This is a genomic window from Comamonas sp. CMM02 (genome assembly GCF_014851485.1).
Lineage (GTDB): Bacteria > Pseudomonadota > Gammaproteobacteria > Burkholderiales > Burkholderiaceae_C > Comamonas > Comamonas avium.
Window position 1 is genome coordinate 608,194 of the sequence record NZ_JACUZW010000003.1, and the last position, 17,773, is coordinate 625,966.

At 57.7% G+C, this 17,773-nt stretch carries 12 protein-coding genes; 6 read left to right on the plus strand and 6 right to left on the minus strand.

Annotation, left to right across the window (positions count from 1 at the left end):
• Positions 1 to 50: 50 nt before the first annotated feature.
• On the plus strand, positions 51 to 908 hold the full coding sequence (folD, locus tag IB213_RS12315; RefSeq protein ID WP_192406805.1) for a bifunctional methylenetetrahydrofolate dehydrogenase/methenyltetrahydrofolate cyclohydrolase FolD: 858 nt from the start codon (positions 51 to 53) through the stop codon (positions 906 to 908).
• A 196-nt stretch (positions 909 to 1,104) separates the two neighbouring features.
• On the plus strand, positions 1,105 to 3,150 hold the full coding sequence (locus IB213_RS12320; RefSeq protein ID WP_192406807.1) for a M3 family metallopeptidase: 2,046 nt from the start codon (positions 1,105 to 1,107) through the stop codon (positions 3,148 to 3,150).
• A 99-nt stretch (positions 3,151 to 3,249) separates the two neighbouring features.
• Here the strand turns inward: IB213_RS12320 and sbcB are convergent, their stop codons facing one another.
• Both sbcB and IB213_RS12330 read right to left on the minus strand, forming a co-directional pair.
• Entirely contained in the window at positions 3,250 to 4,698 is a 1,449-nt protein-coding gene (gene sbcB / locus IB213_RS12325) for an exodeoxyribonuclease I (protein ID WP_192406809.1), read from the minus strand.
• Between the two features lie 64 nt (positions 4,699 to 4,762).
• A complete protein-coding gene (locus IB213_RS12330; protein ID WP_191721665.1) occupies positions 4,763 to 5,659 on the minus strand; it encodes a LysR substrate-binding domain-containing protein in 897 nt (298 codons plus the stop codon).
• A gap of 128 nt (positions 5,660 to 5,787) precedes the next feature.
• Between IB213_RS12330 and IB213_RS12335 the strand changes: the two genes are divergently transcribed.
• The 3 genes from IB213_RS12335 to IB213_RS12345 are packed head-to-tail and all read left to right on the plus strand — an operon-like array spanning position 5,788 to position 8,336.
• On the plus strand, positions 5,788 to 6,966 hold the full coding sequence (locus tag IB213_RS12335) for a muconate/chloromuconate family cycloisomerase (RefSeq protein WP_192406811.1): 1,179 nt from the start codon (positions 5,788 to 5,790) through the stop codon (positions 6,964 to 6,966).
• A gap of 41 nt (positions 6,967 to 7,007) precedes the next feature.
• Positions 7,008 to 7,289 carry a muconolactone Delta-isomerase gene (gene catC, locus IB213_RS12340; protein WP_191721663.1) on the plus strand — a complete coding sequence of 94 codons (282 nt, stop codon included), beginning with the start codon at positions 7,008 to 7,010 and terminating at the stop codon, positions 7,287 to 7,289.
• 60 nt (positions 7,290 to 7,349) lie between these two features.
• Positions 7,350 to 8,336: a tripartite tricarboxylate transporter substrate binding protein gene (locus tag IB213_RS12345; RefSeq protein WP_192406813.1), complete on the plus strand. Its 987-nt coding sequence runs from the start codon at positions 7,350 to 7,352 to the stop codon at positions 8,334 to 8,336.
• A 307-nt stretch (positions 8,337 to 8,643) separates the two neighbouring features.
• On the opposite strand, the gene cls is transcribed toward IB213_RS12345, so the two are convergent.
• The 4 genes from cls to dnaE all read right to left on the minus strand — a co-directional run bounded on the left by cls (position 8,644) and on the right by dnaE (position 16,652).
• Complete coding sequence (gene cls, locus IB213_RS12350; protein WP_192407165.1) at positions 8,644 to 10,089, minus strand: cardiolipin synthase; 1,446 nt, start codon at positions 10,087 to 10,089, stop codon at positions 8,644 to 8,646.
• 134 nt (positions 10,090 to 10,223) lie between these two features.
• Positions 10,224 to 12,566 carry an ATP-dependent Clp protease ATP-binding subunit ClpA gene (gene clpA, locus IB213_RS12355; protein WP_191721661.1) on the minus strand — a complete coding sequence of 781 codons (2,343 nt, stop codon included), beginning with the start codon at positions 12,564 to 12,566 and terminating at the stop codon, positions 10,224 to 10,226.
• Between the two features lie 62 nt (positions 12,567 to 12,628).
• A complete protein-coding gene (gene clpS, locus IB213_RS12360; RefSeq protein WP_191721792.1) occupies positions 12,629 to 12,988 on the minus strand; it encodes an ATP-dependent Clp protease adapter ClpS in 360 nt (119 codons plus the stop codon).
• A 118-nt stretch (positions 12,989 to 13,106) separates the two neighbouring features.
• Positions 13,107 to 16,652: a DNA polymerase III subunit alpha gene (dnaE, locus tag IB213_RS12365; RefSeq protein ID WP_192406816.1), complete on the minus strand. Its 3,546-nt coding sequence runs from the start codon at positions 16,650 to 16,652 to the stop codon at positions 13,107 to 13,109.
• Positions 16,653 to 16,850: 198 nt separating this feature from the next.
• Between dnaE and IB213_RS12370 the strand changes: the two genes are divergently transcribed.
• The gene (locus IB213_RS12370; protein ID WP_192407167.1) at positions 16,851 to 17,645 is read left to right on the plus strand and encodes an outer membrane protein assembly factor BamD; all 795 of its coding nucleotides are present in this window, start codon (positions 16,851 to 16,853) and stop codon (positions 17,643 to 17,645) included.
• The last annotated feature ends 128 nt before the right edge of the window (positions 17,646 to 17,773 follow it).

The following is a 17,773-nucleotide window of genomic DNA, read 5'->3' on the forward strand; positions in this document are numbered from 1 at the left end:
AGGTCTGGCAGCTTTTTTATTTCTGACGTACTCCACCACCACCGAGCACCATGACAGCCCAAATCATCGACGGCAAAGCCCTCTCCGCCCAATTGCGTACCGAAGTTGCCCAGCGTGCTGCAGCTTTGACGGCCAAGGGCACCAAGCCCGGTCTGGCCGTTGTGCTGGTTGGTGACAATCAGGCATCGCAAGTGTATGTGCGCAACAAGGTCAAGGCGTGTGAAGACGCGGGCTTTCACTCGGTGCTGGAAAAGTACGATGCATCCATGACCGAAGCCGAGCTGCTGGCCCGCGTGGATGCGCTGAACAATGACCCCAGCATTCACGGCATTTTGGTGCAACTGCCTTTGCCCATGCACATTGATGACCACAAGGTCATTGAAGCCATCTCGCCTTTGAAAGATGTGGACGGCTTTCACGTGGCCAGCGCAGGCGCGCTGATGGTGGGTGAAGTCGGCTTCAAGGCCTGCACCCCTTACGGCTGCATGAAGATGCTGGAATCGATTGGCATGAAGGATTTGCGCGGCAAGCACGCCGTGGTGATTGGCCGCTCCAACATTGTGGGCAAGCCCATGGCGATGATGCTGCTGGCAGCCAACGCCACGGTCACCATCACGCACAGCGGCACGGCTGATCTGGCCGCCATGACACGCCAGGCCGATGTGGTGGTGGCTGCCGTGGGCAAGCGCAACGTGCTGACCGCTGACATGCTCAAGCCCGGTGCCGTGGTGATTGACGTGGGCATGAACCGCGACGACGAAGGCAAGCTGTGCGGCGATGTGGACTTTGACGGCTGCAAGGAAATTGCCGGTTACATCACCCCCGTGCCCGGTGGCGTTGGCCCCATGACCATCACCATGCTGCTGGTCAACACCATGGAAGCGGCAGAACGCGCAGCAGGCCAGTAATCTCTGCACAAGGCCCTGCCCCAACCCTGCGAGCGCTTTGGTGCCGCAGGGTTTTTTTATAGCTGCTTGCGCCTGTCAACTCTACGTTTAAGACTCTTGTCACTTCAAAACTCTTATAGGTAAAGCGTAAGAAGCTATCAACTTAATAGTTACCCACACGCCTTGAAACAATGGCTTTTGGCGCAAAATGCCACCTATGACCAATGCTTTGCTTGAATCCTCCAGCCTGCCGCAGTTTGACCGCATTACGCCTGCAGATGTCGGCCCTGCCATCAACACCTTGATTGAACGCGCACAAGCGGCATTGGAGACGGTCACCGCACCGGACTTCCCGGCTGAGTGGAATGCCATTGCCAAGGTGCTGGATGTGGCTACCGAAAAGCTGGGCACCGCGTGGAGCGCGGTCAGCCACCTGTCCAGCGTGGCCGACAGCCCCGAGCTGCGCGCTGCCTACAACGAAGCATTGCCCACCATCACTGAGTTCTGGACCAATCTGGGTGCCGATGAGCGCCTGTACGCAAAGTACAAGGCCATTGATGTGAACACCCTCACAGCCGAGCAAAAGAAGGCCCACGCCAATGCGCTGCGCAGCTTTGTGCTTTCGGGTGCGGAGCTGCAAGGCGCTGACCGCGAGCGCTTTGCCAAAATTCAGGAACGCTCTGCCGAGCTGGGCCAGAAATTCAGCGAGAACACGCTGGACGCTACCGACGGCTGGGCCTATTACGCCACGCAGCAAGAGCTCGATGGTGTGCCCGCCGACGTGCAGCAAGCCGCCAGGGCCGCTGCGCAAGCCGATGGCAAGGAAGGCTACAAGCTGACCCTGAAGATTCCGTCGTACCTGCCGGTGATGCAGTTTGCGCACAGCTGTGTGCTGCGCGAAAAGGTGTACCGCGCCTACGTCACTCGCGCATCCGATCAGGCCGAAGGCGATCTGACCAAGTACGACAACGCCCCCATCATCAAAGAAATGCTGGCTCTGCGCCAGGAAGAAGCCCAGTTGCTGGGCTACGCCAACTTTGCCGAGGTTTCGCTGGTGCCCAAGATGGCCAACTCGCCCCAGCAAGTCATCGACTTTCTGCGTGATCTGGCCCGGCGTGCCCGCCCCTATGCAGAAAAAGACGTGGCCGATCTGCGCGAGTTCGCCGCCAAGGAGCTGGGCATTACAGACCCGCAGCCTTGGGACTGGACGTACATCTCCGAAAAACTGAAGGAAGCACGCTATTCCTTCAGCGAACAAGAGGTCAAGCAATACTTCACGGCCCCCAAGGTGCTGGCGGGGCTGTTCAAGATCATTGAGAACCTGTTTGACGTCAAGATCACCAAAGATCTAGCCGCCGTGTGGAACAAGGATGTGCTGTTTTACCGCCTGGAGCGCAACGGCCAGGTCATCGGACAGTTCTACCTGGACCAGCCCGCCCGCAAGGGCAAGCGTGGTGGCGCATGGATGGACGATGTGCGCAGCCGCTGGCAGCGCCCCGACACCGGCTTGCTGCAAACGCCCGTGGCGCACATGGTCTGCAACTTTGCCGAAGGCGTGGATGGCAAGCCTGCGCTGCTGACGCACGACGACGTGATCACCCTGTTCCACGAATCCGGCCACGCGCTGCACCACATGCTCACGCAGGTGAGCGAGAAAGATGTCTCGGGCATCAACGGCGTGGAATGGGATGCGGTAGAGCTGCCCAGCCAGTTCATGGAAAACTTCTGCTGGGAGTGGGAGGTACTGCGCCACATGACATCGCATGTCGAGACCGGCGAGCCACTGCCCCGCGCGCTGTACGACAAGATGATTGCGGCCAAGAACTTCCAGGCAGGCATGGGCACGCTACGCCAGATTGAGTTTTCGCTGTTTGACATGCTGCTGCACACCGGCGCTGCCAAGAATGGTGACTACATGGCGCTGCTCAAGCAAGTGCGCGACGAAGTGTCTGTGCTGCCCACGACCGATTACAACCGCTCTACCAATACCTTCAGCCACATCTTTGCAGGTGGCTACGCTGCGGGCTACTACAGCTACAAGTGGGCCGAAGTGCTCAGCGCTGATGCCTACGCCGCGTTTGAAGAAACGCAGGCTGCAGATGGCAGCCACAGCGCCCAGACCGGCAAGCAATACCTGCACAGCATTCTGGAGATGGGTGGCAGCCGCAGTGCCATGGACAACTTCAAGGCCTTCCGTGGGCGCGAGCCACAGCTGGACGCCCTGCTGCGCCACCAAGGCATGGCAGAGCCTCTGGCGGCCTGATTCAAGGTCACCCTGCCTGCTCACCCAGACAGGTTGCCCAGTCAGTAAAAAAGGAGGCCCAGGCCTCCTTTTTTGTTGCGTGCTACACCGGGCGGGCCATTACTGCTCGGGAACAATCGCCTCTGCGTAGTCATACAGCGCACCCAGAATTTCTTCGGCGCGCTCGTCTTCTACGGTTTCAGACAGCGCATCAATTTCGGCAAACATCTGCGCTGCCGTGCGCGCCCCGCCTTCGCCGTCAATCAACGCAGCCGCGCAGCGCTGCTGCCAGCGTGCTTGCTCCTGTGGCGTCAGGCTGTCTGCCCAGTTGCGTGCACGCCAGCGAAACACCAGCTCTTTCAGGCGTGCATCGTCAAAACCGGTCTTGTCGACTGCCAGCTCCTGCGGTGAAAGCTCGCGCAATTGCGTCAGGCGGCGACGGTCTGCCGGGCCCACGAAACCGTTGTACAGGTCCTGATCCACATCGTGCGCGCCGTGGGCGTCCAGCCTGGCGTACACCTGCTTCCAGAGCGCGCTCATATCGGGCAGTGCACGGGCCTTGACTGCGTTGTCGATGCACGCCTGCATGTCCATGCCCCAGCGTGCCGCCATCTCCGGGCTGAGTGTTTTGAGGTTGCGCACCACCATGGGGGACTTGTTGATGTGAATGCCTTTGATGGGCAGGCGCGTCATGCCTTCAGGCAAATCGGCTGCCCTGGTAAACATGCGCAGGCGCAGGGTGTCGGCATCCATGCTGGCCAGCTCGCTGGGGTCAGCGTTCAGATCCCAGCAGATCATTTCATTCTTGTTGTTCGGGTGCTGCGCCAGCGGCCACATCATGGCAATGCAGCCGCGCTCTGGGCTGATCATGCCGGAGACGTGCAAGAACGGCCGTGCATCCACCTGCTCGGCTGGCAAGCCCATTTCGTGCAGCACCCTGTCTTTCTTGCGCAGGCCCAGTGCAAATTCAAACAGCTTGGGCTGGTGCTGGCGGATCAGCCGCGCCAGGGCAATGGTGGCGCGCACGTCGCTCAGCGCATCGTGGGCGCTTTCGTGCAGCAAGCCGTTGGCACGGGCCAGATCTTCGAGCTTGAAGGAGACGCTGCCGTCTTCCTTGCGCGGCCATTGAATTCCGTCAGGGCGCAGCGCATAGACCATGCGCACCACATCCAGCAAATCCCAGCGGCCACATTCGTTTTGCCACTCGCGGGCGTAGGGATCGATCAGGTTGCGCCAAAACAGAAAGCGCGTGACTTCGTCATCAAAACGGATGGTGTTGTAACCCACCCCGACTGTGCCCGGCTGGCTGAAAGCAGCCTCGAGCGTGCGTGCAAACTGGTCTTCAGGTATGCCCTGCTCCAGACACTGCTGGGGGGTAATGCCCGTGAGCAAGCAGGCTTGGGGGCTGGGCAAGTAGTCCGGCGCTGGCTGGCAGTACAGCATGAGGGGCTCGCCGATCTCGTTGAGCTCCATATCAGTGCGAATGGCCGCAAACTGTGCGGGCCGGTCATAGCGGGGATTGACACCAAAGGTTTCGTAGTCGTGCCAGAGAAAAGTGTGTTCAGCCATGGCCTGAAGTATGCATTGCTTACCACCCGTTCAGCCCGATAAGCCACCATCTGCACCCGCAAACTCAGTGTTGCGCCTGCAAGACGCCACAGCGCTGCTGCAGCAGGCTGGCAAAAGCTTGCGCCGCAGGGCTTCTGGAGGTATTGGAGTTCCACAGCAAGCTGGCCGTGCGCCGTATGCGGGGGTGCACGGGTATCTGGCACATGCCCTGCGCATGCTGGTGCGCGGCCCGGTCTGGCACGATGCAGGCCAGCTCCTGGCTGTAGCGGCACGCTTCAATCAAGGCGTACACAGACTCCATCTCGACGCTGACGCGCAGCTTTACCCCCTGTGCCTGAAAGTGCTGCTCCACAATGCGCCGCGTGGCAAAGCGCTGCGACAGCAGCACCAGTGGTACATCCTGCAATTGCTTCAGATGCAATGACTTAGCCTGCGCCAGGCTGTGGCCCTGGTGGGCCACAAACAGCATTTCCTCCTCAAACACGGGCTCTGAATCCATGCCCTCAACGCCTCGCCGGTCAAAGGCCAGCCCCAGATTCAAGTCACCACTGAGCAGCAAGGCCTCGATCTCTGGTGCCAGTAATTCACGGAACACCAGCTGAATCTTGGGATAGAGGCGGTTAAATTCCGCCACCACGGCAGGCACCAGGGTATGCAAAAAAGTGGGAATGATGCCCACCGTCAGCGTGCCCGACTGCATGTTGGCAAGCCCCTCCAGTGCCATGCGCCCCGCCTCCAGCTCCTGCAGTGCGCGGGCTGCATACACCCGGAATATCTCCCCGGCCTCAGACAGCTTCAAGCCCCGGCCAACACGGTCAAACAGCGGCACGCCCAGTTCCTCTTCAATCTGGCGCAACCCATGCGAGAGCGTGGACTGGGTCACAAACAGCTGCTTGGCAGCGGTGGTCAAGTGCCCAGTTTTCGTGATTTCCAAAAAGTACTTCAGTTGCCGTATTTCCATGCTCGCCCCTTCAATCGTTCGAAATTATCGATGAATACGAGCTAAATAAATCATTAGATTCTTGACTCTGGCTTCACTAAGCTTGCTTTCATTGCGGCACCTTTGCCCCGTTTTGCTTGAGCCAGTTGATGACCAACGCCTTCACCATTGAGCGCATTGAAGCGCGCATCCTCGACATTCCCACCATTCGCCCGCACAAGCTGTCGTTTGGTGCGATTCAGCGCCAAAGCCCGGTGATTGTTCAGCTATGGCTGAACAACGGGGCATGCGGGTTTGGCGAGGCCGCCACCATTGGCGGGCCTTCGTGGAACGAAGAGTCCCCCGAAAGCATTGCCCATGCGATTGCGCACTATCTGGCTCCTGCCGTAGTGCAGCAAAAGGCTGGCTGTATTGAACACGTGCTCACCCGCATGGATCAGGCCTGCAAAGGCAACGCCTTTGCCAAATCGGCTGTGGAGATGGCCTTGATTGATGCGCTGGCACGCACCTTGGACATTCCCGCCTGGCAATTGCTGGGGGGCAAAGTCCATGACAGCCTGCCCCTGGCATGGACGCTGGCAAGCGGTGATGTGCAGCGCGATCTGCAAGAGGCGCAACTGCGGCTGGAGCAAGGCCGCCACCGCATTTTCAAGATGAAAATTGGTGCGCGCTCGCCGCAGGCCGACGTCGCTCATGTCACCCAGATTGCTCGCGGTTTGCCTGACAGCGCCACGCTGACCGTTGACGTCAACCAGGCCTGGGACGGCAATACCGCCCGCCGCTACCTGCCCGAGCTTATCGACGCAGGCGTGAGCCTGATTGAGCAGCCCGTTGCCAAATGGAATGTGCCCGCAATGGCGCAGCTGTGCCAGGAGCTGCGCGGTGCCTTGGTGATGGCCGATGAGACCGTGTGCACCCCCCAGGACGCCATGATGCTGGCGCGCGCCAGCGCTTCTCATGTGTTTTCACTGAAGGTGGCCAAGCACGGTGGCCTGCTGCGCACGCGCCAGGTCGCCGCGGTGGCGCAGGCCGCTGACATCGGCTGGTATGGCGGCACCATGCTGGAGACATCGATTGGCAGCGCCGCCTCTGCGCATGTGTTCTCCACCCTGAGCGGCGAGCACCACGGCTGCGAGCTGTTCGGCCCGCAGCTGCTGGTAGACGACATTGTTGAAAACCCCATGCCGATTCGCGATTTCTGCCTGCAACTGCCCGACGGCCCCGGTTATGGGGTGCAGGTGTCTTTGCAGCAGCTAGACAGGTTTGACCGCCAGCGCAGCGGACAAACGCCTGTGCATATCGACTTGGGGCGCAGTGCCACTGCCTGAGTTTTCGCCCCTTCTTTCATCCCTCCTTTAAGAGATTCACCATGCTATTTCTCGTCAGAATGGATGTCCGCATTCCCCATGACCTGCCCGCCGTACAAGTCCAAGATATCAAAGCCCGTGAGAAGGCCTACTCGCAAGCGCTGCAGCACGATGGCCGCTGGCAGTCCATCTGGCGCGTAGTGGGCGAGTACGCCAACTACAGCATCTTCAACGTCAGCTCCAACGACGAGCTGCACCAGTTGCTGCAAGGCCTGCCACTGTTTGACTACATGGATATCCATGTCACACCTTTGGCGTGCCACCCATCGGCTATCGCCAGCTAAGCGCCAGCCTCAGACGCCACATTCACCACCACAAACAAAACCCGAACAGGGAGACAAACCATGAAGCGCACTTTTATTCAGCAAACACTTGCACTGGCCGTACTGGCAGCCGTGGGCAGCCCCGCATGGGCGCAGGACGACGCCAGCAACTGGCCCTCTAAACCCGTGAAATGGGTGGTGCCCTTTCCACCCGGCGGTGCCATGGATGCCATTGCACGCACGCTGGGCGAGGTGGCCAGCCGCAAGCTGGGCCAGCCCTTCATCGTAGAAAACAAAGCCGGCGCTGGCGGCAATATTGGCGCTGACTACGTGGCCAAGCAGCCTGCTGACGGCTACACGCTGATGATCACCTCCATCGGCATGGCCACCAATGGCGCGCTCTACAACAAGCTGAGCTACAACCCCATCAAAGACTTTGCCCCTGTCAGCCTGCTGGCAGTGGTGCCCAATGTGCTGGTGGTCAGCCCCCATCAAAAAGACATCAAGACCGCCAGGGATCTGGTCGCCAAGGCGCAGCAAAACCCCGACAAGCTGACCTACGCGTCGGCAGGCAATGGCACATCCATTCACCTGGCGGGCGCCAATTTCACCGCGCTGACCGGCGTCAAAATGCTGCACATTCCCTACCGTGGTAGCGGCCCTGCAATCACCGATTTGCTGGGTGGCCAGGTCGATGTGATGTTTGACAGCATCACCTCGGCACGCCCGCACATTCAGGCCGGCAAGCTCAAAGCACTGGGCGTGACCACCAAAACCCGCTCCACCAGCCTTCCGGACGTGCCCACGCTGGCAGAAGCGGGCATCACCGGCTACGAAGTCTCGCCATGGTTTGCCGCCTTCATGCCTGCAGGCACGCCACCGGCCATTGTGGAAAAGCTGGGCAAAACGCTCAACGAAGCCATGACCGACCCGGAGGTCAAAAAGCGTCTGGACTTTATTGGCGCAGAGCCCATTGGCAGCACCCCGCAGGCGCTGGGCCAGCACCTGAAGACTGAAACCGACCGCTGGACAGCCCTCATCAAATCGGCCGGCATCACCGCCGACTGAACCCCCAAGCGCCGCAAGGCGCTTTTTTTTAGGCCCGACACCGCGCCATCGAACACTGCATGGCGGTTTTGCACCTGGCCGCTACTGCCACCCTTTGGCTGGCTGGCGCAGCGTGCACAGCGCTCAAGCTGCCTGGGCGCCATGATTCAAATATATTAAAAGAAGAGCTACCAGCGCTTATTAGCAAAGGTTTTCAGATAGTTTTATATCTGAAAACCTTTACCTATAAGCCTTAGCAGCTATTAAAAGAATATAAACACTGCTTTATCCTGTTGCACCTGTTGCACCTCTCGCGCACCAACTGCAACTAAAGCAAAGGCGAAAACAACCGCGCCAGCGAATCACCCAAGCGCTGCAGAAAGCTTTGGGGGCGCGCATAGCCTACGCGCCGGGCGTGGGTCAGGTCTTCCTGGAACTGCTGATCGAGCTTGGCGGCAAAACTCTCGCCATAAACCACGGCACACACTTCGTAGTTCAGGCGAAAGCTGCGGTTGTCAAAATTGGCCGTTCCAATAATGCCCACCATGTCGTCCACCACCATGGTTTTGGAATGCAGCATGCGGGCGTGGTATTCAAACACTTTGACGCCACAGCTGATCAGCTCATCAAAGTATGAGCGCGCCGCAGCGGTCACGATTTTGGAGTCTGACTTTTCCGGCACCAGCAAGCACACATCCACACCGCGCAAAGCCGCATTGGTCAGCGCCAGCATGGCGGCCTCAGTGGGCACAAAGTACGGCGTGGTCAGCCACAGGCGCTTGTGTGCGGCATGAATCGCGGAGATGTGCACGCGGTGAATGGCTTCCATGCTGCTGTCTGGCCCAGAGGCCATGATCTGCACCACCTGATCGCCATCCGGCAGGTCAGGCAGCAAGGCCTCAATATCGCTGGGCTCGTTTTTGCGGTTGTAATCGAGCGCATAGCTCCAGTCTTCCAAAAACACCGTCTGCAGCCAGTTCACGACCGGGCCTTCCAGCCGCACGTGTACGTCGTGGTAGGCATTGTGCAAGATGCGCTTGTCTTCTTCATCAGTGATGTTGACGCCGCCGGTGTAGCCAATGCGCCCATCGATCACCACAATCTTGCGGTGGCTGCGAAAGTTGATGACCGGCCGCACGCGGCGGCCAAACTTGGTGGGGTGAAACAGCGCAAATTCACCACCGGCCTCTTCCAGAAGCTGGTAGTGCTTGCTCATGAGTTTTTTGGAGCCCAGGGCGTCAACCAGTAAACGCACGGCCACGCCTTGCCGTGCTTTCTGGCACAGGGCCTCCAGCAAGCCCAGGCCCGTTTGGTCGGGCTCAAAAATGTAGTACTCCATGTGGATGGAGTGCTGGGCGTTGCGCACGGCAGCCATGATGCTGTCAAACGTGGCCGCACCACCTACCAGCAGCTCCACATTGTCTGCAGTGCTGACCGGGAAATTGGTGGATGCCGTCACCAGCTTGGCCACCTGGTGCAGCCGCTCTGGGGCCTGGGGCACCTTCTCTTTCAAACGGGCAATGCTGCCGCGCACGCGTGAGCGGCGGCGGCTGCGCAAACGGCGAAAACGCTGGCGCTTTAATCGCCTGGGGCCCAGAAAGTAGTACACCCCAAGGCCGATGATGGGGATCACCGCCATCGACAGCAGCCAGCTGAGCGTTGCCACCGGAGCGCGGCGCTGCAACAAAATCCAGACGCCAACAATGACCACGTAGACCGACCACAAGATGGACAGCGTCAACATGACATGTTCACGGGTGAACCACTGCAACATAGTGCCCACATCTGCTCCTGATTTGCTTAATTGTTTGGGGCTGACTGTAGCCTGTGAAGTGCGGCTAAAAGCGTGCAGCCATAAAAAAAGCCGGCAGCTTGAAAGCTGTCGGCTTTTTGCAGCATGCGGCGCTTTTAATCTGCCGCAGTGGCCTGCTGAGGTTCTGCAGGTTCGGACTTGCTTTCCTTGTCCGGCAACGGCGTGATGTCCAGCACCACATCGCCCTTGCCTTCGTTGGCCTGCGCATCCCACTCCACCTCCAGACGTCCACCGTTGACCAGCTGGCCAAACAGCAGCTCATCAGCCAGCGAGCGGCGGATGGTGTCCTGAATCAGGCGCTGCATGGGGCGTGCACCCATGGAAGGATCGAAGCCCTTGGCGGCCAGATGCTTGCGCAGCTTGTCGCTGAAAGAAACTTCCACCTTCTTCTCGGCAAGCTGCTGCTCCAGTTGCAGCAAGAACTTGTCAACCACACGCAAGATGATCTGTTCATCCAGCGGCTTGAAGCTGACGATGGCATCCAGACGGTTGCGGAACTCAGGGGTGAACAGGCGTTTGATGTCCACCATTTCATCGCCCACCTGGCGCTGGGTGGTAAAGCCCATCACCGACTTTTGCATGGCTTCAGCGCCCGCATTGGTCGTCATGATGACGATCACGTTGCGAAAATCTGCCTTGCGCCCGTTGTTGTCCGTCAGCGTGCCGTGGTCCATCACCTGCAGCAGCACGTTGAAGATGTCAGGGTGTGCCTTCTCAATTTCATCGAGCAGCAGCACGGAGTGCGGCTTCTTGGTCACAGCCTCTGTCAGCAGGCCACCCTGGTCGTAGCCGACATACCCGGGAGGCGCACCGATGAGGCGACTGACTGCATGGCGCTCCATGTATTCAGACATGTCAAAGCGAATCAGGTCCACGCCCAGAATGTAGGCCAGCTGCTTGGCCGCTTCTGTCTTGCCCACACCGGTGGGGCCACTGAACAGGAACGAGCCAATCGGCTTTTCTGGCTTGCCCAGACCAGAGCGCGCCATCTTGACGGCACTGGCCAGAACTTCCAGAGCCTTGTCCTGGCCAAACACCACACTCTTGAGGTCACGCTCCAGGGTTTGCAGCTTGCTGCGGTCGTCATTGGAGACGTTGGCAGGCGGAATGCGGGCAATCTTGGCAACGATTTCTTCAATCTCGGTGCGGGTGACGGTGTCTTTGCGTGCAGCGGGCTGCTTGACACGCTGGGCAGCGCCAGCTTCGTCAATGACATCAATGGCCTTGTCAGGCAAGTGACGGTCATTGATGTACTTGGCAGACAGCTCCGCCGCAGCTTGCAGTGCCTCGGTGGTGTACTGCACACCATGGTGCTCTTCAAACCGTGACTTGAGCCCCTTGAGAATTTCAATGGTCTCAACCACGGTAGGCTCCACCACATCCACTTTCTGGAAGCGGCGAGACAGGGCCGAGTCTTTTTCGAAAATACCGCGGTATTCAGTAAAGGTGGTCGCACCAATGCACTTGAGCTGACCGCTGGACAGCGCAGGCTTGAGCAAATTGGAGGCATCCAAAGTGCCGCCAGAGGCCGCACCGGCACCGATCAGGGTGTGGATTTCGTCGATAAACAAAATCGCGTTGGGCTTTTCTTTGAGTGTTTTGAGCACGCCCTTCAAGCGCTGCTCAAAATCACCCCGGTACTTGGTTCCGGCCAGCAAGGCGCCCATGTCCAGAGAATAGACCACCGCTTCGGACAGCACCTCTGGCACCGTGCCTTCCGTAATGCGCCAGGCCAGGCCTTCGGCAATGGCGGTTTTACCCACCCCTGCCTCACCCACGAGCAACGGGTTGTTTTTGCGGCGGCGGCACAAGATCTGGATGGTGCGCTCTACCTCGTAGTCACGACCAATCAACGGATCAATCTTGCCGTCTTTGGCCGCCTGGTTCAGGTTCTGCGTGAATTGCTCCAGAGGAGAAGCTTTTTCTGCACGCTCACTGCCCATGCCGCCGGTATCTTCGCCTTCCATGCCTGTATCAGACTTGGCGGGCTCTGGCGGATCGCTCTTGCGAATGCCGTGGGCAATGTAGTTGACCACGTCCAGGCGCGTCACCCCCTGCTGGTGCAGGTAATACACGGCGTGCGAGTCTTTCTCGCCAAAGATAGCTACCAGCACATTGGCGCCAGTGACTTCTTTTTTGCCATTGCCTGTGGACTGCACATGCATGATGGCGCGCTGAATCACGCGCTGAAAACCCAGCGTAGGCTGTGTATCGACCTCTTCAGAGCCAGACACCTGTGGGGTGTTGTCTTTGATGAAGTTGCTCAGCGAGGCGCGCAGATCATCCACGTTGGCGGAGCAGGCGCGCAGCACGTCGGAAGCGCTGGGGTTATCCAGCAGCGCTTGCAATAAATGTTCTACGGTAATGAATTCGTGGCGCTGTTGACGGGCTTCCACGAATGCCATGTGCAAGCTGACTTCCAGTTCTTGGGCAATCATGTACGAACTCCTTTGTGCTTGCGGTTTATGAGACTGTGTGTATAGGTCAGGGCGAACACCATTTATTCAATAGGCTCGCTTACAGCTTGCAGCGGATGACCAGCTTGCTGGGCAGCTTGAAGCACTTGCTCCACTTTGGTGGCAGCAATATCGCGGGAATAGACACCACATACGCCGCGTCCGTCCAGATGAATTTTGAGCATGATTTGCGTAGCCTGCTCCTTATCTTTGCTAAAGAATTCTTGCAGCACTTCAATCACAAACTCCATAGGAGTGAAGTCATCATTGAGCATGACCACTTGGTACATCGGGGGCGGCGCAACCTTTTGCTTGCGCCTTTCCAGCACCACTGAGTTGCCATCATCCTCCCTATGGATCTGGTCTGGCAATGTAGGGCGATGCGGAGGTTGTTGGGTAGCCATGAATTTCATTCTAGCGATCAGCCCGCATTCATTTTTCATGCTTTTATTTGGGCTCGAAAAGGGTCATTTCAAGAAACATCATGTAGGACACCGTAAGTTGATGGACTACATGCTGCGGTCAAGCGTTACGCCACACAATCTGGCAGCCGACATTGCCGGCTTCAGCACGCCATGCTGCCAGGGCTGCATCACTGGGGTAAAACTTGTTTCGCTCCCCCATGTCCAGTTCCGCCAAGGCTGCAGTATCACCATCTTGGCAGCGCACCCCCAGTCGAATCTTCAAGCCACGCACCACCTCGCCCTCTTCGCTTGAGTCCACCAAGGCAGGGAACTCTCGCAAAATACGCGTGACGTCGGGCATCTTGTGCGCAGCATCGATCTGCAGATAGCGTGCGAAACGGCAGCGGGCATCGCCCAAGCTGAAAACCTTCTGGGCCTTCAGGCGTAAACCACCGCTGAAATGGTCGTTTTGCACGCGGCCGCTGATGACGACAAACTCATCGTCCTTCAAGAGGTCGCTATTGGCGTTCAGCGTTGCCTCATCAATAGAGGCTTCCAGCACCGCGCTCTTATCGTCCAGCTTGAACAGACACAGCTTGCCGCGCTGCCCGTTGATTACCCGAAGGTCGCTCACAATGCCTGCCAGCAACTGAGGCTCACGGCTGTCGCTCAGCTCGCTCAAGGGGGTGCGGATGAAGTTGCGCACCTCCTGCTCTACTTCGTCAAACAGGTGGCCGGAGATATAAAAGCCCACCGCCAGCTTTTCCTGCGTCAGCCGTGTTTTGATACCCCAGGGCAAGGTATCTGCCAGGGGCGGCTCCTGCGCACTTGAGCCCTGGGCGTCGGCGCCCATCATGTCAAACAGCCCGCCCTGGTTCGCATTGGCCAGCTGTGCGCTGGAATACTCAAACGCGGTATCCACCGAGGCTACCAACGATGCACGATCGAGATGGATGCTGTCGAACCCACCGGCTTTGATCAGCGCCTCCAAGGTGCGTTTATTCAACTTGCTGCGGTCCACGCGGGTACAAAAGTCAAAGAGACTCTTGAATGGGCCTTTGACATGCGCATCTGGCCCGACACCATCGCCCTCACGGGCGGCGATGATGGCTTCAATGGCCTGCTGGCCGGTGCCCTTGATGGCACCCAGACCGTAGCGAATCACCTTGTCTGTCACAGGCTCAAAGCGATAGCCCCCACGGTTCACGTCAGGCATCTCAAACGTCATGCCCATCTTCAAGGCATCTTCGTACAGCACCTTCAGCTTGTCGGTGTTGTCCATTTCCACGGTCATATTCCCGCAAAAGAACTCCGCCGTGTAGTGCACCTTGAGCCAGGCCGTGTGGTAGGCCAGTAAAGAATACGCGGCTGCGTGCGACTTATTGAAGCCATAGCCGGCGAATTTTTCCATCAGGTCGAAAACTTCGCCCGCCTTGTCTTCACTAATGCCTTGCTTGCTAGCACCTTCACAGAAAGTGGCGCGATGCATGACCATCTCTTCCACTTTCTTCTTACCCATGGCCCGCCGCAGCAAGTCAGCGCCACCCAGTGAATACCCGCCCAGAATCTGCGCGGTCTGCATCACCTGCTCTTGGTAGACCATGATCCCGTAAGTTTCCGAGAGCACCTTCTCTACCAGAGGGTGGGGATACTCAATCTCTTCACGGCCATGCTTGCGCGCCACGAAAGAAGGAATCAGATCCATTGGACCTGGCCGGTACAGCGCATTCAAGGCAATCAAGTCTTCCAGGCGGGAAGGCTTGGCATCGCGCAGCATGCCTTGCATACCGCGTGATTCAAACTGGAAGACGGCTTCGGTCTTGCCTTCCTGGAACAACTTGTAAGTTGGGTGATCATCCAGCGGGATTTCCTCAAACCTGAAGTCTTCCTGCCCCTTGTGGCGCTTCATGATGAATTCGCGCGCGATCTCCAAAATAGTCAGCGTGGCCAGGCCCAAGAAGTCGAACTTCACCAGGCCGATCTGTTCCACGTCATCTTTGTCGAACATCGCGACCGCGGAGTCACTGCCGGGTTGCTGGTACAAGGGACAAAAATCGGTCAACTTGCCCGGCGCAATCACCACGCCGCCCGCGTGCATGCCGATATTGCGGGTCATCCCTTCCAGTTTTTGCGCCAGCTCGATGAGGTTCTTGACGTCTTCTTCCTGCTCAATGCGCTGCGCCAGCACAGGCTCGGCTTCAATCGCATAGGTGTACTTGTCACCGTCTTTCTTGGGGTTGGGCGGGTACTTCAGCGTGACATGCAAGCCCGGCTTGTTTGGAATGAGCTTGGAGATACCGTCACAAAAGCCGTAGCTCATGTCCATGGCCCGGCCCACATCGCGGATCACCGCACGAGCAGCCATGGTTCCGAAGGTGGCGATCTGGCTCACCGCGTTGCGCCCGTAACGGTCCTTGACATAGTCAATCACCCGATCACGGTTAGCCTGACAAAAGTCCACGTCAAAGTCAGGCATGGAAACACGCTCTGGATTCAAGAAACGTTCGAACAGCAGGTTGTAGTGAATAGGGTCAAGGTCGGTAATCTTGAGCACATAAGCCACCAGCGAACCAGCGCCAGAACCACGCCCCGGCCCTACCGGACATCCATTGTTCTTGGCCCAGTTAATAAAGTCAGCCACGATCAGGAAGTAGCCCGGAAAGCCCATCTTCAAGATGATGCCCAGTTCAAACTCCAGCCGCTCTACGTACTCTGGTCGCTTGCTACTGCGCAGTTTGGCGTCTGGGAACAGCAACTGAAGCCGGTCCTCCAGCCCCTCGAACGAAGCCTTGCGAAAGTAATCCGCCATGGTCATACCGCCAGGGGCCGGAAAATCTGGCAGGAAATAGGTCCCCAGCTTCAACGACACACTGCATCTGCGCGCAATTTCCAGCGTGTTCTCGATGGCGGAAGGAATGTCCGCAAACAGCTGCTCCATGTCCGCGCTGCTTTTGAAGTATTGCTCGCGCGTAAAACGGCGCACACGCTTGGCATTGCCAAGAATTTCGCCTTCGGCAATGCAGACCCGCGTCTCATGCGACTCAAAGTCGTCTGGCTTGGAAAATTGAATGGGGTGCGTGGCAACCACAGGCAAGTTAAGCCGCGAAGCCAGTTGTGCAGTCTGTACCACCAGCTTTTCATCTTCACTGCGTCCGGCGCGTTGCAGCTCTAAATAAAATCTGTGTGTAAACGTACTGGCCAGCTGCAATGCAACATCTGCTGCCCCCTGAGAGTCGCCGCGCAGCAAGAGTTGCCCCACTGGCCCCGCATTTGCGCCAGAAAGCAGCAGCAGCCCTTCATTGAGCTCCTGCAGCCACTCCCATTTGAAAAACGGTTGTGCCTGGACTTTGGAGACATTGCCTGTCCAGCCTCGGGCCAGTATCTCCGAAAGGTTGTGATAACCCTGCTGGCTCTGCACCAAGACCAGTACACGGCAAGTCGTGCCCGTGGCAAAACCTTCCATATTGAGCTCTGCGCCCAAAATGGGTTTTACCCCTTTGCCTCTGCCTGCCTTGTAAAATTTGAGTGCCCCAAACAAATTGTTCAGGTCTGTAATAGCCAGTGCGGGTTGGCCATCTGCCGCAGCAGCACTGATGGCATCATTGATTCGGCAAGTTCCATCGATGACGGAAAACTCGGTGTGCAGGCGCAAGTGAACAAACATAGCCGCCATTGTAGAAACACCCTGCCGCCCATGCCTGAACTTCGTTGCATGTCCGTAGCAATAAGTGGCAGCACAAGGCTTGCGAAGTGAAAGATTTAGCCCTATACAATGCAGCACATATTGCAGACTGCACCCAGCTCATTTAGAGCAGCCGCCTTACTAGAATTTATGACAACCTCTGTCCGAAAGCTGTTCGCTATGCCGCGTATTTCACGACCTGCTCTTGCTATTATTTTCACAGCAGGCCTGTTGTCCGGATGCTCCTCAACCAAAGAAGATCCCACAGCAAACTGGTCGACTGACCGGATCTACACCGAGGCACGCGATGAAGTCCAGGCTGGCGGCTTTGACAAAGCTGTGCCTTTGTTTGAAAAGCTGGAAGGCCGTGCAGCAGGCACGCCCTTGGCACAACAAGCTCAGATTGAAAAAGCCTACGCCCAGTACAAGGCCGGTGAAAAAGAGCAAGCTCACGCAACGCTGGATCGATTTATCCGTCTGCACCCTGCCAGCCCAGCCATTGATTACGCGCTTTACCTCAAGGGTCTGGTGAACTTCAATGACAATTTGGGCATGTTTGCATGGCTGTCGCGCCAGGATTTGTCTGAACGCGATCAAAAAGCCGCCAAAGACTCTTACCAGGCATTCAGCGAACTGGTGACGCGCTTTCCCGCTTCTCGCTACGCCCCTGATGCACGCCAGCGCATGACTTACATTGTCAATTCGCTGGCTCAGTACGAAGTACACGTAGCACGCTACTACTACTCGCGCGGCGCCTACGTTGCGGCCATTGCACGCGCGCAAACCGCACTGTCTGATTACCAGGGCGTCCCTGCAAGCCTTGAGGCTTTGGATATTTTGATCAATTCCTACGACAAGCTGGGCATGAACGACCTGCGAGATGACGCCAAACGCGTTCGCGATGGAAATTTTGCCAATGCAGCTGATGTGACAAAAACACCAGCAGCCAAAGGCCCATGGTGGAAAATTTGGTAATTGCGTTCGCTTGAGTCAGAACTCGTATCCCGATTTCTGTACTGACAGGCTTAGAAGCGGCAATTGTTTGATGCAATTGTCGCTTTTCTCTTTTGAGGCATACAAACACTGCTATAGTTACAGCTTCG